This window comes from Agromyces sp. NDB4Y10 (assembly GCF_001620055.1).
Taxonomy (GTDB): Bacteria; Actinomycetota; Actinomycetes; order Actinomycetales; family Microbacteriaceae; genus Agromyces; species Agromyces indicus.
On sequence record NZ_LQGY01000013.1, the window covers coordinates 1 to 25,851 of the forward strand.

Here is a 25,851-nt window from a genome sequence, read left to right on the forward strand (position 1 = left end):
GCGCGGCGCGGGCGTCGAGGTCGAGGCGCGGCTCACGGCGCTCGCCGACCTCGCGCCGCTCGTCGCCCGGGTCCGGCGCCTGTTCGACCTCGACGCCGACGCCGTCGCGATCGACGAGGCGCTCTCGGCCGACCCCGCGCTCGCCCCGTCGGTCGCAGCGGTGCCGGGCATCCGCATGCCCGGCGCGCTCGACGCGCACGAGCTCGTCGTGCGCGCACTGGTGGGCCAGCAGGTCTCGGTGGCCTCCGCACGCACCGCCCTCGGGCGGCTCGCCGAGGCCCTCGGCGAACCGCTGGGCACCACCGGCCGACCGGGTCCGGCGCCGATCGACGCCGACGGGCCCCGGCGGCTCTTCCCCACGCCGGCCGCGATCGCCGCCGAGGGCGCCTCGGTGCTGCGGGGACCGGCTGCCCGCATCCGGACGATCGTGGACGTGTGCGCGCGCCTGGCCTCCGGCGACCTCGTGGTCGCCCCCGAGCGCGAGCGCCACGAGCTCCGGGCCGACCTGCTCGCCGTGCCGGGGATCGGCCCGTGGACCGCCGGCTACCTCGCCATGCGCGTCACCCGCGAGCCCGACGAGCTCCTCGTGTCCGACCTCGCGCTCCGCAACGGCGCCGCGCGCCTGGGCCTGCCCGCCGACCAGCGCGGGCTCGCGGAGCGCGGGGCGGCGTGGGCGCCGTGGCGCAGCTACGCGTCGATGCACCTGTGGCGCGCGGCATCCGCCTGACCCGCGTTGTCGACGTCGCGGAGCATCGGAGCCCGGTCGTTGTACATCTCGCACAGCCGCCCGGCTGGACCGGTGGATAGTCTGGGATGGTGAAGTTCGCGCACCTCCGAGTCGACGGCCAGCCCACCCCCCGACTCGCGACGGTGATCGGCGATGACGCGCTCTTCCTCGACGACCTCCTCCCCGACGCCCCGCGCGACCTGCAGGACCTGATCGAGCGCGGCCCCGACGCCCTCGACGAGGTGCGCGCCGCGGTCGCGACAGCCGTCGACCGCGGGGCGCCCACCACCCCCGTCGCCGAGCTCCGGCACTCCTCCGCGGTGCTCCGCCCCGCCCAGGTGCTCGCGATCGGCGCGAACTACGCCGCGCACGCCTCGGAGCTGAAGCTGCGCTCCGAATCCGCGATGACCATCTTCTCGCTGTGGCCCAACTCGCTGACCGGGCACGGCCAGACCACCGAGTGGGCCGGCGACGTCGCGACCCAGGTCGACTACGAGGCCGAGCTCGGCGTCATCATCGGCACCGCCGCGAAGGACGTCTCCCCCGTCGACGCCCTCGACCACGTCTGGGGCTACACGGTCGTCAACGACATCACCGCACGCGACATCCAGTTCAGCGAGGCCCAGTGGTCGCGCTGCAAGTCGTTCGACGGCTTCACCCCCACGGGCCCGGTCGTCGTCACCGCCGACGAGATCGCCGACCCGCAGGACCTCTGGCTCACCACGAACCTCGACGGGCACATCCTCCAGGACGCGTCGACGAACGAGATGGTGCGCAGCGTGGCCGAGATCATCTCGTACCTGTCGAAGACCGCGACGCTGCCGCCCGGCACGCTCATCTCGACGGGCAGCCCCGGCGGCGCCGGCTACAGCCGCAACCCGCAGGTGTTCCTGAAGGACGGCTCCACCGTCACCGTCAGCATCGAGGGCATCGGCTCGCTCACCACGCACTGCCGCGTGGTCTGACGCGCCGCCCGCAGCGACGCGAAAGGGCGGATGCCGCGGCATCCGCCCCCTCGCCGTCGCCGCGGACTCAGTCGCTCGGCTCGCCCTTGCGCTCGATCGCCGGGATCGCCTCGGTGATCGGGTGCACGCCGGACAGTCGCGACGGCGAGAGCTGCCGCGTCACGTCCTCGCGGGTCATGAGGCCGGCCTCCACGACGAGGTCGGCCACCGGACGACCCGTGGCGAGCGCCTGCTTGGCGAGCTTCGCCGCCTCGGTGTAGCCGATGAACGGGATGAGGGCGGTGATGACGCCGACGCTCGAGGCGACCTGCGCCTCGAGCCGCTCCGTGTTCGCCGTGATGCCGTCGACGCAGTTCACGCGCAGCGTCCAGCACGCCTGCCGCATCCAGGTGATCGACTGGAGCAGGGAGTGCGCGATGACCGGCTCGAACGCGTTCAGCTGGAGCTGGCCGTTCTCGGCGGCCATCATGACCGTGACATCCGCCCCCGCGACCGCGTACGCGACCTGGCTCACGGCCTCGGGGATCACCGGGTTCACCTTGCCGGGCATGATGCTGGAGCCCGCCTGCTTCGGCGGGAGGTTGATCTCGGCCAGGCCCGCCTGCGGACCGGAGGAGAGCAGGCGCAGGTCGTTGCAGATCTTCGAGAGCTTGATCGCGCTGCGCTTCAGCGCGCTCGAGAAGGTCATGAACACGCCCGTGTCGCTCGTGGCCTCGACGAGGTCGGGCGCGGTCTCGAGGTGCTGGCCGGTGATCTCGCTGAGATGGCGCACCACGGATGCCGCGTAGCCGGGGTCGGCCGTGATGCCGGTGCCGATCGCCGTGGCGCCGAGGTTCACCTCGGAGAGCAGCTTGATGGTCTCGCGGAGGCGGGCGATGTCCTCGCCGAGCGTCGTGGCGAAGCTGTGGAACTCCTGCCCGAGCGTCATGGGGACCGCGTCCTGCAGCTGGGTGCGGCCGACCTTCAGCACCTCGTGGAACTCGCGGCCCTTGCGACCGAACGAGATGCGCAGCTGGTCGAGCTGGATGAGCATGGTCGTCAGCGACGCGGTCATCGCGAGCTTCAGCGCGGTCGGGTACGTGTCGTTCGTCGACTGGCTGCGGTTGACGTCGTCGATCGGGTGGAGCACGTCGTAGCGCGCCTTGCCGTAGCCGGCGATCTCGAGCGCGACGTTGGTGATGACCTCGTTCGCGTTCATGTTCGTCGACGTGCCCGCGCCGCCCTGGATGACGCCGACCACGAACTGGTCGTGGAACTCGCCGTCGATGATGCGCTGGCAGGCCTCCTCGATCCAGGCCTGCTTCTGCGGCTCGAGCGCGCCGAGTTCCTTGTTGGCGCGCGCTGCCGCCTGCTTGACCTGCGCGAGGGCGACCACGAGCTCGGGGTAGACCGAGATGGGTCGCTTGGAGATCGGGAAGTTCTCGAGCGCGCGCATGGTGTGCACGCCCCAGTACGCGTCGGCCGGAACCTCGACCGAGCCGAGCGAGTCGGTCTCGGTGCGGGTCGGGCCCAGGTGGTTCGCGGTGATCGCCGGATCCTCAGCGGATTCGCTCACGGCGGTCGGGTGGGATGGTCGGATCGTCGACACGTATGGCTCCATCGCCTCTTCGGGTGCGCGGGATCGCCGCGCGGGGTCGATTCGAGCCTACTCGCGGGGCCTGCGGCGCCGTTCGCAGCGGCCCGGCGCTTCCGTGCGTGGCCGAGCGGGCGGCGCAGCTTTCGTGCGCCGCCCGCTCCGTCCGTCCGTCAGGCCTTCGGGTCGCCCGTCGGCTCGTCGACCGTCGCGCGTCCGGACGCGTCGACGCCGTCCATCGCGAGCAGCTCCTCCTCGACCCGGCCGCCGTAGCCCTCGGCCTGGGGGTCGCCGTGGAGGCCGCCGGAGACGGCGTACTCCTCCTCGGGCGAGAGCACGAGGCGGTGGCGTCCGTACACGCCGAAGCCGATGAGCATGACCGCGTACACGATCGCGATGGCGATGATCGCCGGCACGAAGGTCGGGTTCAGCAGGAAGCCGAGGAAGATGAGCCCCGAGATCGCCGCCGCGGTGATCGCGCCCGGCACGCCCCACGGACTGCGGTACGGGCGCTTGGCGTTCGGGTACTTCCGGCGGAGGATCACGTACGCGATCATCTGCAGGATGTAGGCGAGCACGGCGCCCCACACGGCGATGTTCAGCACGATCGCGCCGGCGACCGCGCCCGCGCCCTCCTCGTCGACCCGCGCCAGCAGGTCCAGGACCACGAGCGCCGCGAAGCCGATCACGGCACCTGCGACGAGCGCGACCCACGGCGTCTGCCGCTTGCCGGTGAGCGAGAGGAACTTCGGGTAGTACCCCGCGCGCGAGAGCGAGTACATGTTGCGCCCGTAGGCGAACATGATGCCCTGCAGCGAGGCGAGCAGGCCGATGAGCGCGAACAGCGCGAGCACCGCCGCGAGCCCGTCGCCCACGATGACGCGGAAGCCGTCGAGCAGCGGCTCGCCCGCGCTGCCGGTCGCCTCGGCGCCGACGACCCCGGTGTTCAGGAACAGCACCAGGAGGCCGGTGACGATGAGGGTGGCGCGCGCGATGATGCCGGCGCGCGGGATGTCGCGGACCGGGTTGTGCGACTCCTCGGCGGCCAGCGGGAGCTCCTCGATGCCGAGGAAGAACCACATCGCGAACGGCAGGGCGAACAGGATCGGCAGCACGCCGTGCGGCAGGAACGCGCTCTGGCCCGGGTCGGGCTGGATGTCGAACAGGTTGTCCCACGAGAACTGGCCCGAGAACAGCGCCATGACCGAGAAGACGAGCAGGATGCCGATGGAGATGATCGAGACCACGATGGCGAACTTGAACGAGATGTTCGCCCCGGCCGCGTTGATGCCGATGAAGACGGCGTAGAGGATGATCCACCAGACCGGTCCCGGCATCGAGAAGCCGAGCAGCTCGCTCGTGATCGCGTCGGCGTAGGAGGCCGAGAAGAACACGATCACCGCGGTGGTCGCGACGTACTCGATGGTCTCCGCGAGGCCCGTGACGAAGCCGCCCCACGGCCCCATCGCGGCGCGCGAGAACGAGTAGGCGCCGCCGGTGTGCGGCATGGCCGACGCCATCTCGCCGATGGAGAAGATCAGGCCGTAGTACATGACCACGAGGATCGCGAACGCGATGAGCATGCCGCCGAAGCCGGCGAAGTCGATGCCGAAGTTCCATCCGGAGAAGTCGCCGGAGATGACCGCGGCGACGGCGAGGCCCCACAGGCCCCAGACTCCCGCGGCTCGCGTGAGTCGGCGTTTCTCGAAGTAGCCCTGGTCGGCGGTCGTGTAGGTCACGCCCGAGACCTTGAGGGTGTCTTTCGCCATGTGGCGCTCTCCTGTCCGTCATCGCGCGGGCCTCCGGGGGCGGGCGCGGGGTGCGATGCTGTGCGCCACATGATAGGGCGGCAATGGTCGCTCGTACAGACCTTTTTCGGGTGGCCCCCCGACGCCGAGCGACGAGACGGCCCGGCAGCCGCCTAGGCACGGATGCCGCGGCGTGATGTAATGGGCGGCGAACCCGACCATTTGACGCGAGGAGGCGCCCGACATGGCGGCACCCACCGGATATCTCAGCCTCGACGGGCTCCGCTCCGCGGTCGCCGACGGCCACGTCGACACCGTGATCGTGGCGTTCACCGACATGCAGGGCCGGCTCGTGGGCAAGCGCGTCTCCGCGCGGCTGTTCCTCGAGGAGGTCGCCCTGCACGGCGCCGAGGCGTGCAACTACCTGCTCGCCGTCGACGTCGAGATGAACACCGTCGACGGCTACGAGATGTCCAGCTGGGAGCGCGGCTACGGCGACATGGCGCTCGTCCCCGACCTCTCGACCCTCCGGATGGCCCCGTGGCTCGAGGCGAGCGCGCTCGTGACGGCCGACCTGACCTGGCTCGACGGCCGCCCAGTGGAGGCGTCGCCCCGCCGCATCCTGCAGCGCCAGCTCGACCGGCTCGCCGAGCGCGGCCTCACGGCCTACGTGGGCACCGAACTCGAGTTCATCGTCTTCGACGACTCGTACCGCGACGCCTGGCGGAAGGGCTACCGCGACCTCACGCCCGCGAGCGACTACAACATCGACTACGCGCTGCTCGCCTCGACCCGGATGGAGCCGCTGCTGCGCGACATCCGGAACTCGATGGACGGCGCCGGCATGTACTGCGAGGGCGTCAAGGGCGAGTGCAACCTCGGCCAGCAGGAGATCGCCTTCCGCTACACCGACGCGCTCGGCACCTGCGACAACCACTCGATCTACAAGAACGGCGCGAAGGAGATCGCCGACCGGCACGGCAAGGCGCTCACGTTCATGGCCAAGTTCAACGAGCGCGAGGGCAACAGTTGCCACATCCACATCTCGCTGCGGAGCGACTCCGGCGAGGCCGTGTTCGCCGACCCTGCCGACGAGCGCGGCATGTCGACGATGTTCAAGCACTTCCTCGGCGGGCAGATCGCCGCGATGCGCGAACTCACCCTCTTCTCGGCGCCGAACATCAACTCCTACAAGCGCTACGTGGCGGGCAGCTTCGCCCCGACCGCGATCGCCTGGGGCCTCGACAACCGCACCTGCGCGCTGCGCGTCGTCGGCCACGGGCTCGGCCTGCGCGTCGAGAACCGGGTCCCCGGCGGCGACGTCAACCAGTACCTCGCCGTCGCCGCCCTCATCGCCGCGGGCCTGCACGGCATCGACCACGAGCTCGACCCGGGCGACGTGTTCGTCGGCAACGCGTACGAGAGCGACGTCGCGCGCGTGCCCGCGACCCTCCGCGAGTCGGCCGACCTGTTCGCCGGGTCGGCGATCGCCCGCGACGCGTTCGGCGACGAGGTCGTCGAGCACTACCTCAACAACGCGCGCGTCGAGCTCGCCTCCTACGACGCCGCCGTGACCGACTGGGAGCGGGTCCGTGGCTTCGAGCGCTTCTGAGTCCGACGTCGGCGCGCCCGTCATCGGGGTGACCACCTACCTCGAGCGGTCGCAGACGGGCGTCTGGGACCTGCCCGCGTCGTTCCTCCCGAAGGTGTACCTCGACGCGGTGACGGACGCGGGCGGCATCGCCGTGCTCCTGCCGCCCCAGCCGGTCACCCCGGAGATCGCGCGCCGGGTGCTCGCGGGCGTGGACGGGCTCATCGTCTCCGGCGGCGCCGACGTCGACCCGCGACGGTACGGACAGGCTCCGCACGAGCGCACCGGCGCCCCCCGCACCGATCGGGACGCCTGGGAGGATGCGCTGCTCACCGCGGCGATCGACGAGGACGTGCCCTTCCTCGGGATCTGCCGCGGCGCGCAGATGCTGAACGTCGCCCTCGGCGGCACGCTCGTGCAGCACCTGCCCGACGTGGTCGGCCACGAGGAGTACCAGCCGGCGCCCGCCGTGTTCGGCGCCAAGCGGGTCTCGGTCGAGCGCGGCAGCCGGCTCGACGCGATCCTCGGCGAGGTCGACGAGCCGCGCGGCGAGATCGACGTGCACGTCTACCACCACCAGGCGATCGACCGCGTGGCCGACGGCCTGACCGTCACCGCACGCACGGCCGAGGGCGTGATCGAGGCCGTGGAGGTCGACGACGCCGCGTTCGGCGTGGCCGTGCAGTGGCACCCCGAGGAGAACGCCGCCGACCGCCGCCTCTTCGCCGGGCTCGTCGACGCCGCCCGAACCCGCCGCGCCGCCCGGACCGCAGCCGACCCGAGGAGGGACTCCGCGTGAGCCACACCATCGTCAACCCCGCCGACGAGACCGTCGTGACCACCGTCGAGGCGGCCACGGTCGACGAGACGGATGCCGCGATCGCCGACGCCGCACGCGCCCAGCGCGAGTGGGCGCGCGCGGCGCCCGCCGACCGGGCGCGGGTGCTCCGCCGGTTCGCCGACGCCGTCGACGGCGCGATCGACGAGCTCGCCGGACTCGAGGTCCGCAACTCCGGCCACCCCGTCGGCCAGGCCAGGTGGGAGGCCGGCCACGTGCGCGACGTGCTCGAGTACTACGCCGCGGCACCCGAGCGGATGTCGGGCCGCCAGATCCCCGTCGCCGGCGGGCTCGACGTGACGTTCCACGAACCGCTCGGCGTCGTCGGGGTGATCACGCCGTGGAACTTCCCCATGACGATCGCCTCGTGGGGATTCGCGCCGGCGCTCGCCGCGGGCAACGCGGTCGTGCTGAAGCCCGCGGAGTGGACCCCGCTCACGAGCCTCCGCCTCGCCGAGCTCGGCCTCGAGGCGGGCCTGCCCGAGGGGCTGTTCCGCGTCATCCCGGGCCGCGGCTCGGTCGTCGGCGAACGGTTCGTCACGAACGAGACCGTGCGGAAGGTGGTGTTCACGGGCTCGACCGAGGTGGGCAAGCGCATCATGGCCGGCTGCGCCGACCAGGTGAAGCGCGTCACGCTCGAGCTCGGCGGCAAGAGCGCGAACCTCGTCTTCGCCGACGCCGACCTCGAGCGGGCCGCGGCGACCGCGCCGTACGGCGTCTTCGAGAACGCCGGGCAGGACTGCTGCGCCCGCAGCCGCATCCTCGTCGAGCGCTCGGTGTACGACCGCTTCATGGAGCTGCTGGAGCCCGCCGTGCAGGGCGTGAAGGTCGGCGACCCCGCCGACGAGTCCACCGAGATGGGCCCGCTCGTCGCGCGCACCCACCTCGACCGCGTGGCCTCGTTCGTGCCGGATGACGCGGACGTCGCCTTCCGCGGCACCGCGCCCGACGGCCCGGGCTTCTGGTTCGCCCCGACGGTGCTGACCCCCGCCCGCGACTCGCGCGCCGCGCGCGAGGAGATCTTCGGACCGGTCGTCTCGGTCTTCCCGTTCGATGACGAGGCCGACGCGATCTCGTTCGCCAACGCGAGCGAGTACGGCCTGTCCGGGTCGGTGTGGACGCGCGACCTCAGCCGCGGCATCCGCGTCGCCCGGGCCATCGAGTCGGGCAACCTGTCGGTCAACTCGCACTCGTCGGTGCGCTACGCGACCCCGTTCGGCGGCTTCAAGCAGTCGGGCCTCGGACGCGAGCTCGGTCCCGACGCCCCGTTGGCCTTCACCGAGACCAAGAACGTCTTCTTCGCCGTCGACCAGCCGCCGGTGGTCGCGTAGCTCGGCGCGCGGCCCGGAACCTGAACCCAAGGAGCACCATGGCAGACCTCACCCGCATCGACCTCACCCAGCGGCTCGCGGGCCGCGTGGCCGTCATCACCGGCGGCGCCTCCGGCATCGGACTCGCGACCGCGAAGCGCCTCGCCGCGGAGGGCGCGAAGGTGGTGATCGGCGACCTGGACGCCGCCGCCGGCGAGGCCGCGGCATCCGTCGTCGACGGCCTGTTCGTGCAGGTCGACGTGACCGACCAGGAGCAGGTCGACCACCTGTTCGACGAGGCGGCCCGCGTCTACGGCTCGGTCGACGTCGCCTTCAACAACGCCGGCATCTCACCGCCCGACGACGACTCGATCGAGACCACCGAACTGCCCGCCTGGCAGAAGGTGCAGGACGTCAACCTGAAGTCGGTCTACCTGTGCTCGCGCGCCGCGCTCCGGCACATGGTCGCGCAGGGCCGCGGGTCGATCATCAACACCGCGTCGTTCGTCGCGGTGCTCGGCTCGGCGACCTCGCAGATCTCGTACACCGCGTCGAAGGGCGGCGTGCTCGCCATGAGCCGCGAGCTCGGCGTGCAGTTCGCCCGGCAGGGCATCCGCGTGAACGCCCTCTGCCCCGGGCCGGTCAACACGCCCCTGCTGCAGGAGCTCTTCGCGAAGGACCCCGAGCGCGCGCAGCGCCGGCTCGTGCACGTGCCCGTCGGCCGGTTCGCCGAGCCCGAGGAGCTCGCGGCGGCCGTGGCGTTCCTCGCGAGCGACGACGCGTCGTTCATCACCGGCTCGACGTTCCTGGTCGACGGCGGCATCAGCTCCGCCTACGTCACGCCGCTCTAGGCTCGAACCATGACCACGGGTGCGGGCGAGGGGGCGTCGGCGACGGATGCCGCGGCCGGTCCGCCCGCGCCCGAGCCCGCCTCGCTGCTGAGCGCCGACCTGCTGCTCACCCCCGCCCGGCCGGCGAACGCGTTCGAGGAGACCGTGCAGCGGCTGCTGCAGTCGATCCGACTGGGCCTCATCGCACCCGGCGAGCGCCTCCCGCCCGAGCGCGAGCTCGCCGGCACGCTCGAGGTCAGCCGCGACACGCTGCGCGACGCGATCGGATCGCTCGCCGACGCGGGGTGGGTCGTGTCGCGGCGCGGGCGCTACGGGGGCACGTTCGTCGCCGATCCGCTCCCCGCGCACACCACGCCGCACTCCCCCGCCCCGCCGACCGACCCGGAGGCGCTGGCCGCCGAGCTCGAGGACACCCTCGCCCTCCGTGCGGTCGTCGAGGTGGGGGCCGCGCGGCGGGCCGCCGAGCGTCCGCTCGCGGCATCCGACCGCGAACGCCTGTGGCAGGCCTACCGGGACTGCCACGACGCCGGGCCCGGGCAGTACCGGATGGCCGACTCGCGATTCCACCTCCTCATCGCCGAACTGCTCGGGGCGACGAGCGTCATCCCGCTCATGGCGGACGTGCGCATGCGGGTCAACGCGTTCCTCGACGGCATCCCGCTGCTCTCGCCGAACATCGCGCACTCCGACGAGCAGCATCGCGCCATCGTCGAGGCGATCCTCCGCGGCTCGGGCGACGACGCGGCCCGCGCGATGGCCGAGCACCTCGAGGGAACCGAGGCGCTGCTCCGCGGCTTCTACGGCTGACCGGAGTCGATGCCGGCGACCTCGAACAGGCGCCATCGGCCGGGCACGCCCTTCAGGGCGTGCTCGCCGTGGTCCTCGAACCGGATCGGCGATCCGACCACGAGGTCCTTCACCGTCCCCGAGACGAGCACCCGACCGGCCCCGGCCAGCGCCATGACCCGCGCCGCGATGTGGACGGCGATGCCGGCGACGTCGCCGTCGTGCAGTTCGACCTCGCCGCTGTGCAGCCCGGCGCGAATGTCGATGCCCAGCGTCCGGACCGCGCTCGCGATCTCCGATGCGCAGCGCACGGCGCGCGCGGGCCCGTCGAAGATCGCGAGGAAGCCGTCGCCCGTGGTGCCGATCTCCCTTCCCCGGTACCGCTCGAGCTGCGTGCGCACGAGCGCGTCGTGCGCGTCCTTCAGGTCCAGCCAGCGGCGGTCGCCGAGCCGGGCGGCCGCATCGGTCGAGCCGACGATATCGGTGAAGAGCACCGTGGCGAGGACCCGGTCGTCGACGGTCTCCGCGCGATCGCCGGTGAGGAACTCCCCGATGCGGTCGAGCACCGGATCCGCGTCGACGAAGGGCGGGTACCAGTCGGCCCCCGGAAGCTCGGCATACGTCGCGCCCGGGATGTGCTCGGCGAGGTACCTGCCCATCGCCACCCGGTAGTGCCGGTTGCCCGCGCGGTGCAGCACGAGCGTGGGGACGTTGATGCTCGGCAGCACCGACCGGACGTCGAGGTGGAGGACCCAGCGGTAGATCCGCGTCGCCGTCGCCGGCGACGCCGACAGGCGCATGTAGCGGCCGGCCCAGCGCTGCATCTGGGGGTCGTCGGCGACGCCCGGAGCCGAGAGCGGCAGGACGACGTCGCCGCGGCCCCAGCCCCGCTCCCACTCGACGAGCAGCTTCTCGGAGGTCTCCTCGGGCATCCCGATCGGGTAGTCGGGGGCCCGGAGCATCCGAGCGAACGTATTGACGAGCACCAGGGCGCGCGTGCGCTGCGGGTACGTGGCCGCGAACGTCATCGCCATCGGGCCGCCCTCGGCGTCGCCGAGGAGCGCGGCGCTCTCGGACCCGACGGCATCGAGCACCGCGCGCGCGTCGTCCATCCAGTGCTCGAGCGTCGGCAGCGCGTTCATGGGCACCGGATCGGAGAGGCCTGCGCCGCGCTTGTCGAAGCAGATGACCCGCGCGTAGCGGGAGAGCCGGTCGAGGTAGCGGGCCATCGACGGGTGCTCGGTGATGACCTCGATGTTGCTCGCCCAGTTGCCGATGACGAGGAGGTCGAGGGGGCCGTGCCCGAACACTCGATAGGCGACGTAGCCGTCCTCGGTCGCCGCGTACCCGGGCTCGTCGGGTCGCGCCGCCCGGATCGGCCGCCCGTGCTCGCGCATCGTCCTCCTCCGAGCGCCAGACTACGCCCGCACCGCCGCGATGCGCCGGTGGCCGACACAGCCGACGCCCCGGTCGCGTGGACCGGGGCGCCGGGCGGATCGCGGGTCAGATGAAGGCGAACGGCACGAACGGCAGCAGGAACAGCCCGAACGCGACCGTGGCGAGGGCCGCGATCGCGACGCCGGCCAGGACCACGGCGTTCAGCACGATGCCCCAGATCGCCATCGTGCGCGCGGCGGGCTCGCGCTTCAGCGCGAGGATGCCGAGCACGAGGCCCGCGGCCGGCACGACGAAGGTGAAGCCGGCGACGAACGAGACGAGGCCGAGCACGAGGCTCGAGATGGCGAAGCCGCGCTGCTCCTCGACGACGGGCGCGGATCCGACGGCGTAGGGCGACGCGTCGTCGCCGGGCGACGGCGTCGCGGTCGGAGTGGTCATGGGATCGGTTGCGGTGGTCATCGCGGGGTTCTCCTGTTCGAGCGGATGCCTCAACGCTACGGAGCCCTCCGGAGCCGCGGTATGGGGTGAACCCCCGGATCCGCGGGGCGGCTGACGCGAGGGCGGCCGCACCGGGTAGCATCCGTGCAGCCCCCACCACGACCCGATCGGAGCCCTATGCCCCTGCCCTGGACCCTGCACGGCGACGGCGCCCACGTCGCGCCCGGCGACGTCGTCGCCCCCGGCGAGCGCCTCTCCTGGCCGCGCACCATCGGCCTCGGCGCGCAGCACGTCGTCGCCATGTTCGGCGCGACGTTCCTCGTGCCCATCATCACGGGCTTCCCGCCCGCGACCACCCTGTTCTTCTCGGGCATCGGCACGATCCTGTGCCTGCTCGTCACGGGCAACCGGGTGCCGAGCTACCTCGGTTCGTCGTTCGCGTTCATCGCGCCGATCACGGCCGCGATGGCCGCGGAGGGCGTCGCCGACCCGGTGGGGGCGGCGCTGTTCGGCATCGTCGTGGTGGGCGTACTGCTCGCGGTGGTCGGGCTCGTGGTGCAGTTCGCGGGCTCGCGGTGGATCGACGTCCTCATGCCCCCCGTGGTGGCCGGCGCCATCGTGGCGCTCATCGGCCTGAACCTCGCCCCCGTGGCCAAGGCCAACTTCCAGGAGGCCCCGCTGACGGCCCTCGTGACCCTCGTGGCGGTGCTCGTCGCGAGCGTCGCGTTCCGCGGCATCCTCGGGCGTATGTCGATCCTCCTCGGCGTCCTCGTCGGCTACGCCGTCGCGGTCGTGCAGGGCGAGGTGGACTTCGCCGCGGTCGGCGAGGCCGCGTGGGTCGGGCTGCCGCAGTTCCACCTCCCCGCGAACCCGCTGGCGGATGCCGCGGTCTGGGGACTCCTGCCGGCGTTCCTGCCCGTGGTGCTCGTGCTCGTCGCGGAGAACGTCGGCCACATCCGCGGCGTCGCGCAGATGACCGACCAGCGCGTGAACGCGTACACCGGCCGGGCCCTGTTCGCCGACGGACTCGCGACGACCCTCGCCGGCTTCTTCGGCGGCTCGGGCACCACGACGTACGGCGAGAACATCGGCGTCATGGCCGCCACGCGCGTGTACTCGACCGCGGCGTACTGGGTGGCCGGGTCGTTCGCGGTGCTGCTCGGCCTGTCTCCGAAGGTCGGCGCGATCATCAACACGATCCCTCCGGGCGTGCTGGGCGGCGTGACGACCGCGCTGTACGGGCTCATCGGCGTCATCGGCGTGAAGATCTGGGTCGACAACCGCGTCGACTTCACGAACCCCGTGAACCAGTTCACCGCGGCGACGGCGCTCGTCATCGGGATCGCCGACTTCACGTTCAACGCCGGCGAGGTCGTGTTCAACGGCATCGCGCTCGGCACGATCGCCGCGATCGCGATCTACCACCTCATGAACGGCATCGCCCGGCTCCGCGGCACCGCGGCACCGGCGGAGCAGCCGGTCACGGGCGCGAGCGCGACGCCCGCACCCGACGCCCGCCACTGAGGCGAGACGACGAACGGCGGATGCCGCGGGGCGAGGTCCCCGCGGCATCCGCCGTTCCGGTACTGCGTGCGGCTAGCCGGCGATGAGCGTCTCGACCGGACCGCGCGTGAAGTAGATCACGAAGCCGACGGCCACGATCCACAGGAGCGGGCTGATCTCGCGCGCCTTGCCCGACAGCGCGCGCACGACGACCCAGCTGACGAAGCCCGCGCCGATGCCGTTGGCGATGGAGTACGTCAGCGGCATGACCGTGACCGTGAGGAACACGGGCAGCAGGACGCTGAAGTCCGACAGGTCGATGCCGCGGATCTGCGACATCATCAGCGCGCCGACGATGACGAGGGCCGCGGCGGCGACCTCGGACGGCACGATCGACGTGAGCGGGGTCAGGAACATCGCGAGGAGGAAGAGGACGCCGGTGACGAGGTTCGCCAGGCCGGTGCGCGCGCCCTCGCCGATCCCGGACCCGGACTCGATGAAGACCGTGTTCGACGAGCTCGACGTGAACCCGCCCGCGACCGCGCCGACGCCCTCGACGACGAGCGCCGAACGCAGGCGCGGGAAGTCGCCCTTCGCGTCGGCGAGGCCGGCCTCCTTCGACAGGCCGGTCATGGTGCCGAGGGCGTCGAAGAAGTTGGTGAACACGAGCGTGAACACGAGCATGAGCGCGGCGAGCACGCCGATGCGCTCGAAGCTGCCGAGGCTCACCTGGCCGACGAGCGACAGGTCGGGCAGGCTCACCCACTGGGCGGGCAGCTCGGGCACCGACAGTCCCCAGCCCTCGGGGTTCACCGTCCCGTCGGCGCCCACCTTCGGGCCGAGGTCGAGGATCGACTCGAGCACGAGCGCGAGCACCGTGCCCGAGAGCAGGCCGATGAGGATGCCGCCCTTCACCCGCAGCGCGACGAGCACGCCCGTCGCGAGGAGCGTCGCGACGAACACGAGCGTGGGGATGGTCGAGACCGATCCGTCGACCCCGAGGCCGACGGGCGGCGACGCGGCGCCGGTCGCGGTGACGAAGCCCGCGTCGACGAAGCCGATGAAGGCGATGAACAGGCCGATGCCCACGGTGATCGCGAGCTTCAGCTGCATCGGCACGGCCTCGAAGATGAGGCGGCGGAGGCCCGTCGCGGCGAGCAGGACGATCACGAGCCCGTTGATGAGGACGAGGCCCATCGCCTCCGGCCAGGTGACCTGGCCCACGACGGACACGGCGAGGAACGAGTTGATGCCGAGCCCGGCCGCGAACGCGAACGGCAGGCGCGCGACGACGCCGAACAGGATCGTCATGACGCCGGCCGTGAGCCCGGTGACGGCGGCGACCTGGGCGAAGTCGAGGTTGTCGCCCGCGACGTCCGTGCCGCTCGAGAGGATGATCGGGTTGAGGATGACGATGTAGGCCATCGTCACGAACGTGACGATGCCGCCTCGCACCTCGGCGGAGATGCTCGAGCCGCGCTTCGTGATCTCGAAGTAGCGGTCGAGCGCGCCTCCGGCGCGCGACGGCGATTCGGGTTCGGGTCGGTGTTCGGTCTCGGTCGCGGTCATGTGGTCCCCGGGTCGGGAGGCGCCGGTGGGGCGCCTCGGCTGCGGTCCGCTCGGGCGAGCGGGGGTCGGAGCGGGACGACGGCGGCCCGGACGAGGTGACGGCGGCTCAGCCGCCCGTGCCATGCAACGCCGGCACGATCAGATAGATTCCGAACAGCACGGCCGAGCCGCTCAGTCCGAAGCATATCCACGCCGCGACCACGGCCGCGCGCTTCTGCGCATCGGTGAGCGGGCTCTTCCTGGCGGCCTTCTCGGCGCGCCTGGCGGCCTTCGCGGCCTGCTCGGGCGTCACGACCGTGATCGCGTCGGTGAACGTCGCGGGCGCCACCACGGGCGTGCGGCCGCCGACGGTCAGCAGCCGGAGGCCGAGCGCGTAGAGGCTGACGACCACGCCCGCGCCGAGGAGCGACGCGGCGAGCACGATCACGAACGCCATCCAGTCGATCACCTGGCCACCTTCTTCGGCTTCGGGTCGCGCTTGATCCTCACGGCGCGACCGGAGTCGGCGACCTCGCTCAGCACGTTGTGGTGCGACACCTCGTCGCGGCGCGACCACAGGTAGATGCCGCCGATGATCGCCGCGGCGCCGAAGGCCGCGATGAGCACCCCGGTGACCCCGGTCTGGGCGATCAGCGCGGCGAGCGCGCCCACGCCGCCGGCTGCCGGCAGGGTGAGCAGCCACCCGACGCCGATGCGACCCGCCGTGCGCCAGCGGACCGTGGAACCACGCCGGCCGAGACCCGATCCGATCACCGAACCCGAGGCGACCTGCGTGGTCGAGAGCGCGAAGCCGAGGTGGCTGGACGCGAGGATCGTCGCGGCGGTGGAGGTCTCGGCGGCGAAGCCCTGGGCGGGCTTCACGTCGGTCAGGCCCGTGCCGAGGGTCTTGATGATGCGCCATCCGCCCATGTACGTACCGAGGGCGATCGCGACGGCGCACGTCACGACGACCCAGAACTCCGGCCCCGAGCCGACCGGCTGCATGCCCACCGAGATCAGGGTCAGCGTGATGACGCCCATCGTCTTCTGCGCATCGTTCGTGCCGTGCGCGAGCGCCACGAGGGAGCTCGAGAAGATCTGCGCGTACCGGAAGCCGTCGCGTCCGTCGGGCTTGCCGTCGTGGCGGCGCGTGATCGCGTAGGCGAGCTTGGTGGCGGTGAACGCGACGAGTCCCGCCGTGAGCGGGGCGAGCAGGGCGGGCAGGATGATCTTCGACATCACCACGCCGCCGTCGATGGCCTGCAGCCCGAAGCCGACGAGCGCGGCGCCGATCAGGCCGCCGAACAGCGCGTGGCTCGACGACGAGGGCAGGCCCAGCAGCCACGTGATCATGTTCCACGTGATCGCCCCGATGAGGCCGGCGAAGATGAGCTCGGGCGTGATGAACACGCCGCCCTCGCCCTCGCGGATGAGCCCGCCCGAGATGGTCTTCGCGACCTCGGTGGACAGGAAGGCGCCGATCAGGTTCAGCACCGCGGCCAGGCCGACGGCGACCTTCGGCCGGAGCGCCCCGGTGGCGATGGGCGTGGCCATCGCGTTCGCCGTGTCGTGGAACCCGTTCGTGAAGTCGAAGAAGAGCGCCAGCGCGATGACCAGCACGACGATGAGAGTGAGATCCACCGGCGTCTTTCCGTGAGATCGGGTGAGGGATTCACCTGCTGTTCACGCAGGAGGGGTTGCGGATGTCGGCGAGCGCCGAGCCCCGATGATCCTACGCGACGTGATCCCGGTGATCCACCACACTCGCGAGGTCGGCGCCGAAGGTGAAGGTGCGTCGCACGCGGCCGCCGGCGAGCACGCCCGGCAGCCAGTGCTTCGCGTCGTCCCACATCTCCGCGAACGGCACCCGGTCGACGTCGAACCACTCCGGGTCGAGCTCGTCGGATGCCGCGGGCACGCCCGTGAACGTGCGCGTGACGAACACGCTCGACTCCTGGCTCCACGCCTCGCGATGCGGGAACAGGTACGTCAACCGCCCGCGCGCCTCGAGGTCGGCGGCGCGGACGGTGACGCCCGACTCCTCGTGGACCTCGCGCACGGCCGCCTCGACCGCGGTCTCCCCCGGCTCGAGCTTGCCGCCGAGCCCCACGAAGTACCCGCGTCCGAGGCCGTGCTTCTTGCGGCCGAGGAGCACCTGCGTGCGGCCCTCGGACTCGCGCAGCAGGTAGCAGACGCAGACCTGCGGCAGCGGCATCCGTGGTTCGGTCATCGGCTCAGCCGAAGAGGATCTTCGCCTCGTCGTAGCGCGACTGCGGCACCAGGTTGAGCCCGCCGGTCGCCTCGGCGATCGTGACCCGGGCGATGTCGGTGCCGCGCAGGGTGACCATGCTGCCCCACGCCCGGTCGACGGCGGCGTCGACCGCGGCCATGCCGAGGCGGGTCGCGAGGACCCGGTCGTACGCCGAGGGCGCGCCGCCGCGCTGGATGTGCCCGAGCACGGTGTGGCGCGACTCGATGCCGGTGCGCTCCTCGATCATCGGCGCGAGCTTCTCGGCGATGCCGCCGAGACGCGGACGGTTGAACGCGTCGAGCCCGAGGTGCGAGTGCGCCTCCTCCATCGTGTCGAGCTTGAAGCCCTCGGCGACGACGATGAGGGGCGCGCGGCCGCGGTCGCGGACCGACTTGACGTAGTGGCAGATCTCGTCGATGCCCATGGGCTGCTCGGGGATGAGGATGGCGTGCGCGCCGCCCGCCATGCCCGAGTGCAGCGCGATCCAGCCGACGTGCCGGCCCATGACCTCGAGGACCATCGCGCGGTTGTGCGACTCGGCCGTGGTGCGCAGTCGGTCGATCGCCTCGGTCGCGATCTCGACGGCCGTGTCGAAGCCGAAGGAGTAGTCGGTCGCGGCGAGGTCGTTGTCGATGGTCTTGGGCACGCCGATCACCGGGAGCCCGCCCTCGTCGACCAGCCGCCGGGCGGCCGTGAGGGTGCCCTCACCGCCGATCGCGATGATCGCGTCGATGCCCTCAGCCTCGAGCATGCGACGGATGTTGTCGGGTCCACCGTTCTCGCCCTCGAACGGGTTGGTGCGGCTCGAGCCGAGGATGGTGCCGCCCTGCTTCGACAGGCCGCGCACGTCGTGGCGCGTGATGGGCATGATGTCGCCCTCGACGACGCCGCGCCATCCCCACCGGAACCCGACGAACTCGGCCTCGTGCGTGATGACGCCCTTCAGGACGGCGCCGCGGATGACCGCGTTGAGGCCGGGGCAGTCGCCGCCGCTCGTGAGAATGCCGATCTTCATGACCACTGGTTGACTCCTCGTGAGGTGGACGTTCGCGGGGATGCCGCTTCATCGAGGCGCGAACGTCGAGGAGTCTAGCGGGGCCCGCGGCATCCGTCCGCGCCGATGACGGGGAGCGGATGCCGCGCGACCGCCGCTACAGGGCGCCGTCGAGCGCCTGGCGCAGCAGGTGCTGCAGCGCGTCGAGCTGCACCGAGTCGGCCGAGCCCGGCTCCACGTCGAGCCCGTCGAGCGCCCGCAGGGCGAGGCCCTGCTTCTGGTCGATGAGCTCGGCGATGCGCGCGTCGACCGTGTGGGCGGCGATGATGCGCCACGCGGTGACGGGCTCGTCCTGGCCGATGCGGTGCACGCGGTCGATCGCCTGCGTCTGCTCCGCCGCGGTCCAGCTGAGCTCGGCGAGCACGACGTTCGACGCCGCCTGGAGGTTCACGCCGACGCCCGCCGCGGTGAGCGAGGCCACCGCGATCGAGACCTCGGGGTCGGAGTTGAACGCGTCGATCGCGTGCTGGCGGGCGATCGCGGTCTGGTCGCCGCGGATCGATACCGTGCGCAGCTCGCGGGCGGCGAACGCCGCCTCGGCCTGGTCCATGACGTCGATGTGCTTGGCGAAGAACACGACCTTGCCGGCCGAGCGGGCCAGCTGGGCGGCGTAGTCGGCCGCGAGGCCGGCCTTCGCCTGGCCGATGCGACGCACCATGGTGAAGACGTTCTCGCCCGACTTGGCCGACTTCGACTCCTCGAGCTCCGAGAGGGCGACCGCGCGGATGAACTGGTCGCGCTCGAGCTCGTCGAGGTCGCCGACACGGAGCTTGCGCGACTCGACGAGTGCGCGGAAGCGGTTCGCGAGGCGGTGGCCGAGCTCGCGCTCGGCGGCGCGGATCGACCGGCCGACCTCGTCGTCGAGTTCGACAGGCAGGTCGGCGATGCGCTTCTCGGGCAGGTCGGCGGCGACGTCGACCTTGCGGCGGCGCACGATGCCGAGGTCGATGACGATGCGGCGCGCCTCGGCGTAGAAGCCCTGGTCGGCCGGCGTCAGCCCGGTCTCCTCGAGCCTGCCGAGCAGCTCGGGCGACGGACGGTCCCCGTCGATCCAGCCGAGGAACTGCCAGATCGCACGGAAGTCGTCGACATCGTTGATGAGCGGGGTGCCGGTGAGGGCGAGCAGCAGCGGGTCGCCGCCCGGGGTGTTCCGGCGGATGCGGTCGGCGAGCGCGAGCACGTTGCGCGAGCGCTGCGACTGCAGGTTCTTGATGAAGTGCGCCTCGTCCACGACCATGCCGCGGAAGCCCAGAGTGGACAGCCACGCCATGTGGCGGTCGAGGACGTCGTAGTTCACGACGATCACGTCGGCGAAGGCGTCCACGCCGTCGCCGTCGCCGTGGATGACGGTCGCGCGGCGGTGCGGGGTCCAGCGCTCGACCTCGCGGGCCCAGTTCATCTTCACGACGTTCGGCACGACGGCCAGCAGCGGGTAGGCGCCGGCGACGGAGGCCGCGAGGACCGACTGCGCGGTCTTGCCGAGTCCGGGCTCGTCGGCGAGGAGGAACCGCCGGTGACCCTGGCGTGCCGCCTCGACGAACCGCGCCTGGTGCGGCATCAGCTCGAGCCCGCGCGGGGCGAGCCGGTCGATCCGCGGCGGCTCGGGCAGCGCCATGGACGCGGCCTGGCCGCCGGACCCGGACTCGAACGACTTGAACAGGGGCCCGAGCAGCTCCCAGTTCGCGAGCCGCCGGACCGGGACGGTGGGCTGCGCGGTGCGCGAGAAGTCGGGCGCGAGGAACGGGCTGGCCAATTGGCGCGCCTTGACCGAGCGCGGGATCACCTGGTTCTCGGCGATCTCCGGCCGCGGCTCGGGCTCGCGGACGATGATGAGCTCGTCCTCGCTGAGCTCGGCGCCCGACTCGAGCAGCCAGTCGCGGCGGAACCGCTGCGCGACCGTGGAGATCGAGGCGTCCGGCTCGAGGAGCGTGATCAGGCTCGTGTCGCGTGCCGCGGTCTTCGCGAGGATCTGCGCGATGCCGTCGAGGCGCTTCAGCAGCTCGGCGCGCGCGGCGTCGCCGAGCTCGGCGTCGCCCTTCACGCGGGCGCGCTCCTCGCGCATGAGCAGCGCGATGACCTGGAACTTCGTGCGGTTGGTGGGTCCCAGCTTGTTCTTCTGGGCCTTCTGCTCGACCTCGCGGACCTTCCGCGCGAGGATCGGGATGATGGGCGCGTCGTCGTCACGCGAACGCGTGCGCTGCCGCTGCCTCGTCTGGGCCAATGGTCCTCCCCTGTCTGGGCCCGATGCGAACGGGCTCCCCCGACCACCGGCGTGGTGGCCCGCACCGCCGCCGGACGGGCTCGATCGTCGAGGCCGTCGTCGCGGTGCGCCGAATCCGGAAGCCGAGCATGGCGGGGCGAGTTCCCCCAGCCGTCGGACCGAAGAACGGATCCGTCGGGCGCCTCGCACATTCTACGCGTCGTCGAGGGGTCCGCGCCAATGGGCGCGTTCAGACGCCCTGGTGCACCGCGTAGCCGGCGAGGAATCCGAGCGTGGCGAGCAGTCCCGTGAACTCGTGCGCCGTGCGGAACGCGTCGGGGATCATCGTGTCGCAGATCATCGCGAGGATGGCTCCGGCGGCGATCGCGGTCACGAAGGCGGTCACCGCGCCCGAGGCGTCGTCGAGCACGACGAACCCGCCGATGGCCGCGAGCGCGCAGGCGAGCGCGATCCCCGCCCACAGCAGCATCGTCCAGCGCGCCGACCGCCCCGACGCCTTGAGCTCGGCGGTCGAGCTCAGCCCCTCGGGCACGTTCGAGATGACGATCGCGAGGAGGACCGGCACGCTCACCCCCGACCCGCCCACCATGCTGAGCCCCAGGACCGCCGACTCGGGGATGCCGTCGAGGAGGGCTCCGACGGCGATGCCCGTGCCGGTGCCCGGTGCTTCGCCGCGCCCGCGCGGGTTGCGCTGGTCGAACCGGTCGAGCAGCCGGTTGGCGAGCACGTACGCGATCGCCCCCGCGCCGAAGCCGAGCACGGTCGGTCCGAGGCCGCCCTCGGCCTGCGCCTCGAGCACCAGGTCGAACGCGAGGGCGGAGATGAGGACGCCCGCGCCGAAGGCCATGGTGCCCGCGACGATGCGGCGGGGCACGTCGACGAGCCAGGCCACGACGGCGCCCGCGAGCAGCGCACCGCCCGCGGCGAGCCCGGCCAGTGCCGCCCATCCCCACTCCGGCATGGCCGCAGCCTACGCCGCCGGGCCCCTGCGACCCGGGACGACGTCCCGCCCTGTCGCCGTGCGCCGCCGGGGGCTAGGCTCGCAGCATGGACGAGTCGACGCAGTTCGGCGAGGGTCTCGCCGACGATCACGAGTTCGAGGTCGCACAGGACGGCGAGATCCCCGCCGAGGCCGATCTCGACGCCGCAGCCGCGGACGCCGACGAGCGTCCGGTGGGCGACGACACCGACGACGAGGTCGTCGGCATCGACGAGGAGCGCCGCGTGCCGCTGCCCGACGAGCCCGGGCCGGGTTCCTCCGCCGACGAGGAGTGACCGCCGCGGCGGCCGGCGCGGTCAGACGCCGCCGCCTCCACCGCCGCCGCCCCCGCCGCCGCTCGAACCGCCGCCGCCCGAGCCGCTCGAGGACGAGCTCGACGACGATCCCGACCAGCTCGAGCTCGACGCGGTGGTGAACGAACTCACGCTCGAGGCGAACACGGCCGCGTTGAACCCGCTGCGGCCCGCGTACCAGCCGGGCTGCTCGCCCCGCTGCGCGTAGAGCGCGGCGAGCTCCTCGCTCCATTCGCGCTCCTGCCCGAACAGCACCGCGTACGGGAGCAGCCGTTCGGTGATGCGCAGCACCGCGTCGGGGTCGAGGCCCGCGGATGCCGCACCCGCGGCCGGTGCCATGGGCACGCGCTCCGCGCCGGTCGGGCTCTGCAGCATCCGCAGCCGGTCGGCCTCGGCGAGCCGGATGTACAGGCGGAGCCCCTCGAGGTGGTCGCGGAGCTCGCGGCCGCGCTCGGTGAGCGGACGCACGTCGGCCACCATCCACACCGCGGCGACGGCGAGCGCGGACGCCCCGATGATCGGCAGCCACGGCCACGCGCCGCCCATCCGCGCGTCGAGCGCGGCGATGCCGAGGATCACGGCGAGCGTCGACGCGACGATCGCGAGCGCCGCGAGCAGGATGCGCAGGCCCACGTCCGGTCGGCGGCGGAGCCCCTCGCGGGCGACGCGCGAGTGCACCTGGCGGCGTAGGTTCATCAGCTTGGTGCCGAGGGTCGTGTCGCTCGTCTTGAGGTTCCGGCGCGCTCCCGGGCGTGCGCCCGGGCCGAACAGGGCCGAGAGCACGCGCGTCGCGTCGCGGTCGGCGCCGCCCGCGTCACCGGTGAGCTCGACGGCGTACTTCTTCCGTCCCGTCTCGACCACGCGTACCCGTCCGGCGACGGCCTCGGCGAGGATGGTCGCCGTGATGCCCTTGCCGGGGGCGCGCACCAGGTCCGCGGCCTCCATGAGCGACGGACGCTCGGGCGGCTCGTACTCGGCGATGACGATGCCGCGTCCGGGGTGGTCGCGCCACCGCGTCGCACGGAAGACGCCGGCGAGGATCGCGACGGTGAGCGCGGTGAGCGCCGCGGCGGCCGAACCCATGGCGGCCGGCGACGAGGTGAACCGCTCGTCGCGCGGCTCGAAGGTCCCCGGGTCGAAGCCGACGGCCAGGGTCAGGTTCTCGTAGGGGCCGAGCGCCGCGGCCTCGGCGACGACGACGCCCTCGGCGGCGTCATCCGCCCGCAGCGTCTCGCACGGGGTACTCGAACCCTCGTACCCCCGGTAGCACGCGGCGTCGCCCGTGAGCGCGTCGGCGAGACCGTCCTCGAGCCGCAGCTCGCCCCGGACGACGCTGAAGGGCTGCGCCCAGCCCGTGCCGTTGACGTCCCAGTAGAACTCCTGGATGTCGCGGTCGTCGGGTTCGAAGGTGACGTTCCGCTGGTGGTACGTGATCACGTACGTCTGCTCGCCGTGGACGTAGTCGTCGGCGGCGATGGTGACCAGCTCGAACTCGCCGTCCTCGCTGCGCTCGGTCTCGAAGCCGCGGGGCTCCCCCGCGGCATCCGTCACCGAGACCACGCGGATGTCGGTCGGATGGCCGTCGTAGGTGCGCGGGATCGCGCGACGGATGCCGCGGTTCTGGTCGTACTCGGGGAACACCGCGACGAGCGTCTCGGTCGTGAGCAGCTCCGAGCGCCGGTCGGCGTCGCGGCCCAACCGGTAGACCGCGTCGAAGCCGGCGAACGTGAAGTCGTCGACGTCGCCCGGCACGGCCCGCACCGGCGGCGGTGCGGCCGGCCGGTCCGCGGCGACCGCGGCCGTGGCGGAGGCGGCGGCGCCGAACGCGGCGATGAGGAGCGCTCCGGCGAGCGCCGCGAGGGCGGCGGGGCGACGTGGCCGGCGGGCGCGGGACCGGGGGGCGACCATGCCCTCACGGTAGCGAACCGGCCGCCCCGCGTCATCCGGTCGCGCACCCGCGGCGCCGCCTCGGCCGAATACGGACGGGGGTATCTCCCGCGGGCGTATCCTTGCAGGGTGATCGAGGACATCAAGAAGCGCGCGCTCCACCGCACGAAGATCATCGAGGGCCAGCTGCGCGGCATCGAGAAGATGATCGAGAACGAGGACTACTGCGTCGACATCATCACCCTGTCGCTGGCGGTGCAGAAGTCGCTCGGGTCGCTGAACAAGCTCCTCGTCGAGAACCACCTGCGCACCCACGTGTCGCACATGTACGAGGAGGGCGGCGACCGGCGCGAGGAGGCCGTGGCCGAACTCGTGCGCATCTTCGAGCTGTCCAACAACCGGGCCTGACGGATGCCGCGGATCGAGCTGGTCACCGGCGACCTCACGCTCGAGCGCGTCGACGCCATCGTCAACGCGGCGAACTCGTCGCTGCTCGGCGGCGGCGGCGTCGACGGGGCCATCCACCGCGCGGGCGGGCCCGAGATCCTCGCCGAGTGCCGGGCCCTGCGCGCCGGCACGCTGCCCGACGGGCTCCCGACCGGCGAGGCGGTCGCGACGACCGCCGGGCGACTGGCCGCACGCTGGGTCGTGCACACCGTCGGCCCGGTCTGGCCCGGCGACGGACCCGAGGCGGACCGGCGCCGCCGCCTGCTCGAGTCGGCGTACCGGAACGCCCTCGGTCTCGCGGCACGGCTCGGTGCGGCATCGGTCGCGCTGCCCGCCGTGTCGGCCGGCGTCTACGGATGGCCCGCCGACGACGCCGCCACCGTCGCGATCGGCACCGCGGCCGACGCCCGCGAGACGCCCGGCCTCGTGCGGTTCGTGCTGTTCTCGGAGCCGATGCACGCCGAGTTCGCCGCGGCCGCGGAGCGCCTGGGCGTCGACGCCGTCGCGGACCGCTGACCGCCCGGCAGGGCCGGCGCGTCGCTCACGTGCCGGGCGCGGTCGCGGCGATCCACGCGTCGAGGTCGCTCGGCTGGTCGGTGATGATCCCGTCGACGCCGAGCTCGCTCACCTGCGCCCACGTGTCCTGCGTGTTCAGCGTGTAGCAGAGCACCGCGATGCCCGCCGCGTGGGCCGCGTCGACGGCTCCGGGCGCGGCGGTGACCGACGCGGCGGTCGTGCCGAACCCGATGACCCCGAGCCACTCGGCGAGCGGGACGGGGTCGGCCGGCAGCTCGCGGATGAGCATGATCCGCGGCGTGGTCGGGGCGACGCGCTGCACCGACTGCAGCGTCTCGATGCTGAAGCTCTGCAGCACGACGCGGCCGCGGAGGCGGTGCCGCTCGATGAGGTCGACGACGAGGCGGACCTGGACGGGCGACCAGTCGGCCTTCAGTTCGACGAGGGCGCGCGCGTCGTCGCGCTCGGCGAGCTCGGCGAGGAACGCCTCGAGCGTGGGGATCCGCTCCCCGGCGAACTCGTCGGAGTACCACCGACCGACGTCCAGCCGCGCGAGCTCGGCGGACGTGCGGTCCTCGACCCGACCCTCGCGCCCGGCGACCCGTTCGAGGTCGGTGTCGTGGAAGAGCACGGGGACGCCGTCGCGGGTGAGGCGCACGTCGGTCTCGACGTAGGCGAGCTCGTCCATCGCGAGTTCGAGCGCGGGCATGGTGTTCTCGGGTGCGAGCGACCGGTCGCCGCGGTGGGCGATGATGGCGGCGGCCTCACCGGGTTGGCGCAGCGCGCCGAACACGTCGATGGCGTAGACGTCGGTGGGGGTCGCGGCAGTCCACAGGAGCGAGGCGGTCGCGATGACGCCGGTGGCGGCGAGGGCGATGCGGACCGGACGGGGGGCGTGGGGCACGG

The 25,851-nt window shown here is 72.4% G+C and carries 24 protein-coding genes; 11 read left to right on the forward strand and 13 right to left on the reverse strand.

What is annotated here, in order from left to right; translation table 11 throughout:
* Both AVP42_RS02850 and AVP42_RS02855 read left to right on the forward strand, forming a co-directional pair.
* Window positions 1–727: DNA-3-methyladenine glycosylase (locus AVP42_RS02850; RefSeq protein WP_197466938.1), on the forward strand; the 727-nt coding region annotated here is incomplete at its 5' end.
* 89 nt (window positions 728–816) lie between these two features.
* Complete coding sequence (locus AVP42_RS02855; RefSeq protein WP_067945974.1) at window positions 817–1,692, forward strand: fumarylacetoacetate hydrolase family protein; 876 nt, start codon at window positions 817–819, stop codon at window positions 1,690–1,692.
* A 67-nt stretch (window positions 1,693–1,759) separates the two neighbouring features.
* On the opposite strand, the gene AVP42_RS02860 is transcribed toward AVP42_RS02855, so the two are convergent.
* Both AVP42_RS02860 and AVP42_RS02865 read right to left on the reverse strand, forming a co-directional pair.
* Entirely contained in the window at window positions 1,760–3,292 is a 1,533-nt protein-coding gene (locus AVP42_RS02860; RefSeq protein WP_082846943.1) for an aspartate ammonia-lyase, read from the reverse strand.
* Window positions 3,293–3,438: 146 nt separating this feature from the next.
* A complete protein-coding gene (locus AVP42_RS02865; RefSeq protein ID WP_067945924.1) occupies window positions 3,439–5,034 on the reverse strand; it encodes an amino acid permease in 1,596 nt (531 codons plus the stop codon).
* A 223-nt stretch (window positions 5,035–5,257) separates the two neighbouring features.
* Between AVP42_RS02865 and AVP42_RS02870 the strand changes: the two genes are divergently transcribed.
* The 5 genes from AVP42_RS02870 to AVP42_RS02890 are packed head-to-tail and all read left to right on the forward strand — an operon-like array spanning window position 5,258 to window position 10,410.
* Window positions 5,258–6,625, forward strand: coding sequence for a glutamine synthetase family protein (locus tag AVP42_RS02870; RefSeq protein ID WP_067945926.1), 1,368 nt, complete (start codon window positions 5,258–5,260; stop codon window positions 6,623–6,625).
* Entirely contained in the window at window positions 6,606–7,403 is a 798-nt protein-coding gene (locus AVP42_RS02875) for a gamma-glutamyl-gamma-aminobutyrate hydrolase family protein (RefSeq protein WP_067945928.1), read from the forward strand. The genes AVP42_RS02870 and AVP42_RS02875 overlap by 20 nt, the downstream gene beginning before the upstream one ends.
* Window positions 7,400–8,773, forward strand: a complete 1,374-nt coding sequence (locus AVP42_RS02880; RefSeq protein WP_067945930.1) for an aldehyde dehydrogenase — start codon at window positions 7,400–7,402, stop codon at window positions 8,771–8,773. The genes AVP42_RS02875 and AVP42_RS02880 overlap by 4 nt, the downstream gene beginning before the upstream one ends.
* A gap of 38 nt (window positions 8,774–8,811) precedes the next feature.
* Window positions 8,812–9,603: a 3-oxoacyl-ACP reductase gene (locus tag AVP42_RS02885; RefSeq protein ID WP_067945933.1), complete on the forward strand. Its 792-nt coding sequence runs from the start codon at window positions 8,812–8,814 to the stop codon at window positions 9,601–9,603.
* 9 nt (window positions 9,604–9,612) lie between these two features.
* Complete coding sequence (locus tag AVP42_RS02890) at window positions 9,613–10,410, forward strand: FadR/GntR family transcriptional regulator (RefSeq protein WP_082846944.1); 798 nt, start codon at window positions 9,613–9,615, stop codon at window positions 10,408–10,410.
* Here the strand turns inward: AVP42_RS02890 and AVP42_RS02895 are convergent.
* A complete protein-coding gene (locus AVP42_RS02895) occupies window positions 10,401–11,786 on the reverse strand; it encodes an adenylate/guanylate cyclase domain-containing protein (RefSeq protein ID WP_067945935.1) in 1,386 nt (461 codons plus the stop codon). The two genes, AVP42_RS02890 and AVP42_RS02895, sit on opposite strands and share 10 nt — an antisense overlap.
* 106 nt (window positions 11,787–11,892) lie before the next feature.
* A complete protein-coding gene (locus AVP42_RS02900) occupies window positions 11,893–12,246 on the reverse strand; it encodes a DUF4190 domain-containing protein (protein WP_231878522.1) in 354 nt (117 codons plus the stop codon).
* 156 nt (window positions 12,247–12,402) lie between these two features.
* Here AVP42_RS02900 and AVP42_RS02905 point away from each other — a divergent pair, with 156 nt between their 5' ends.
* Window positions 12,403–13,749, forward strand: coding sequence for a uracil-xanthine permease family protein (locus AVP42_RS02905; protein ID WP_067945937.1), 1,347 nt, complete (start codon window positions 12,403–12,405; stop codon window positions 13,747–13,749).
* 72 nt (window positions 13,750–13,821) lie between these two features.
* On the opposite strand, the gene AVP42_RS02910 is transcribed toward AVP42_RS02905, so the two are convergent.
* The 7 genes from AVP42_RS02910 to AVP42_RS02940 form a co-directional block, all read right to left on the reverse strand.
* Window positions 13,822–15,297: an NCS2 family permease gene (locus AVP42_RS02910; RefSeq protein ID WP_067945939.1), complete on the reverse strand. Its 1,476-nt coding sequence runs from the start codon at window positions 15,295–15,297 to the stop codon at window positions 13,822–13,824.
* Between the two features lie 106 nt (window positions 15,298–15,403).
* Window positions 15,404–15,745: a peptidase gene (locus tag AVP42_RS02915; RefSeq protein WP_231878523.1), complete on the reverse strand. Its 342-nt coding sequence runs from the start codon at window positions 15,743–15,745 to the stop codon at window positions 15,404–15,406.
* Window positions 15,742–16,917, reverse strand: a complete 1,176-nt coding sequence (locus tag AVP42_RS02920; protein WP_067945941.1) for an inorganic phosphate transporter — start codon at window positions 16,915–16,917, stop codon at window positions 15,742–15,744. Before AVP42_RS02920 ends, AVP42_RS02915 begins: the two co-directional genes overlap by 4 nt.
* 91 nt (window positions 16,918–17,008) lie before the next feature.
* Window positions 17,009–17,506: an 8-oxo-dGTP diphosphatase gene (locus AVP42_RS02925; protein WP_067945943.1), complete on the reverse strand. Its 498-nt coding sequence runs from the start codon at window positions 17,504–17,506 to the stop codon at window positions 17,009–17,011.
* 4 nt (window positions 17,507–17,510) lie between these two features.
* Window positions 17,511–18,542, reverse strand: coding sequence for a 6-phosphofructokinase (locus AVP42_RS02930; protein WP_067945984.1), 1,032 nt, complete (start codon window positions 18,540–18,542; stop codon window positions 17,511–17,513).
* A gap of 136 nt (window positions 18,543–18,678) precedes the next feature.
* Window positions 18,679–20,802: a DEAD/DEAH box helicase gene (locus AVP42_RS02935; protein WP_067945945.1), complete on the reverse strand. Its 2,124-nt coding sequence runs from the start codon at window positions 20,800–20,802 to the stop codon at window positions 18,679–18,681.
* 229 nt (window positions 20,803–21,031) lie between these two features.
* Window positions 21,032–21,763: a ZIP family metal transporter gene (locus AVP42_RS02940; RefSeq protein ID WP_067945947.1), complete on the reverse strand. Its 732-nt coding sequence runs from the start codon at window positions 21,761–21,763 to the stop codon at window positions 21,032–21,034.
* Window positions 21,764–21,849: 86 nt separating this feature from the next.
* Between AVP42_RS02940 and AVP42_RS02945 the strand changes: the two genes are divergently transcribed.
* Window positions 21,850–22,077, forward strand: coding sequence for a hypothetical protein (locus AVP42_RS02945; RefSeq protein ID WP_067945949.1), 228 nt, complete (start codon window positions 21,850–21,852; stop codon window positions 22,075–22,077).
* Between the two features lie 21 nt (window positions 22,078–22,098).
* On the opposite strand, the gene AVP42_RS02950 is transcribed toward AVP42_RS02945, so the two are convergent.
* Window positions 22,099–24,003 (reverse strand): DUF2207 domain-containing protein, encoded by a 1,905-nt coding sequence (locus AVP42_RS02950; RefSeq protein WP_067945952.1) that lies wholly within the window; start codon window positions 24,001–24,003, stop codon window positions 22,099–22,101.
* 108 nt (window positions 24,004–24,111) lie between these two features.
* On the opposite strand from AVP42_RS02950, the gene AVP42_RS02955 reads away from it, so the two are divergent.
* Window positions 24,112–24,390 carry a metal-sensitive transcriptional regulator gene (locus AVP42_RS02955; protein ID WP_067945954.1) on the forward strand — a complete coding sequence of 93 codons (279 nt, stop codon included), beginning with the start codon at window positions 24,112–24,114 and terminating at the stop codon, window positions 24,388–24,390.
* Window positions 24,391–24,393: 3 nt separating this feature from the next.
* Window positions 24,394–24,945, forward strand: a complete 552-nt coding sequence (locus AVP42_RS02960; protein ID WP_067945956.1) for an O-acetyl-ADP-ribose deacetylase — start codon at window positions 24,394–24,396, stop codon at window positions 24,943–24,945.
* 25 nt (window positions 24,946–24,970) lie between these two features.
* Here the strand turns inward: AVP42_RS02960 and AVP42_RS02965 are convergent, their stop codons facing one another.
* The gene (locus tag AVP42_RS02965; protein WP_067945958.1) at window positions 24,971–25,849 is read right to left on the reverse strand and encodes a glycerophosphodiester phosphodiesterase family protein; all 879 of its coding nucleotides are present in this window, start codon (window positions 25,847–25,849) and stop codon (window positions 24,971–24,973) included.
* Between the last annotated feature and the right edge of the window lie 2 nt (window positions 25,850–25,851).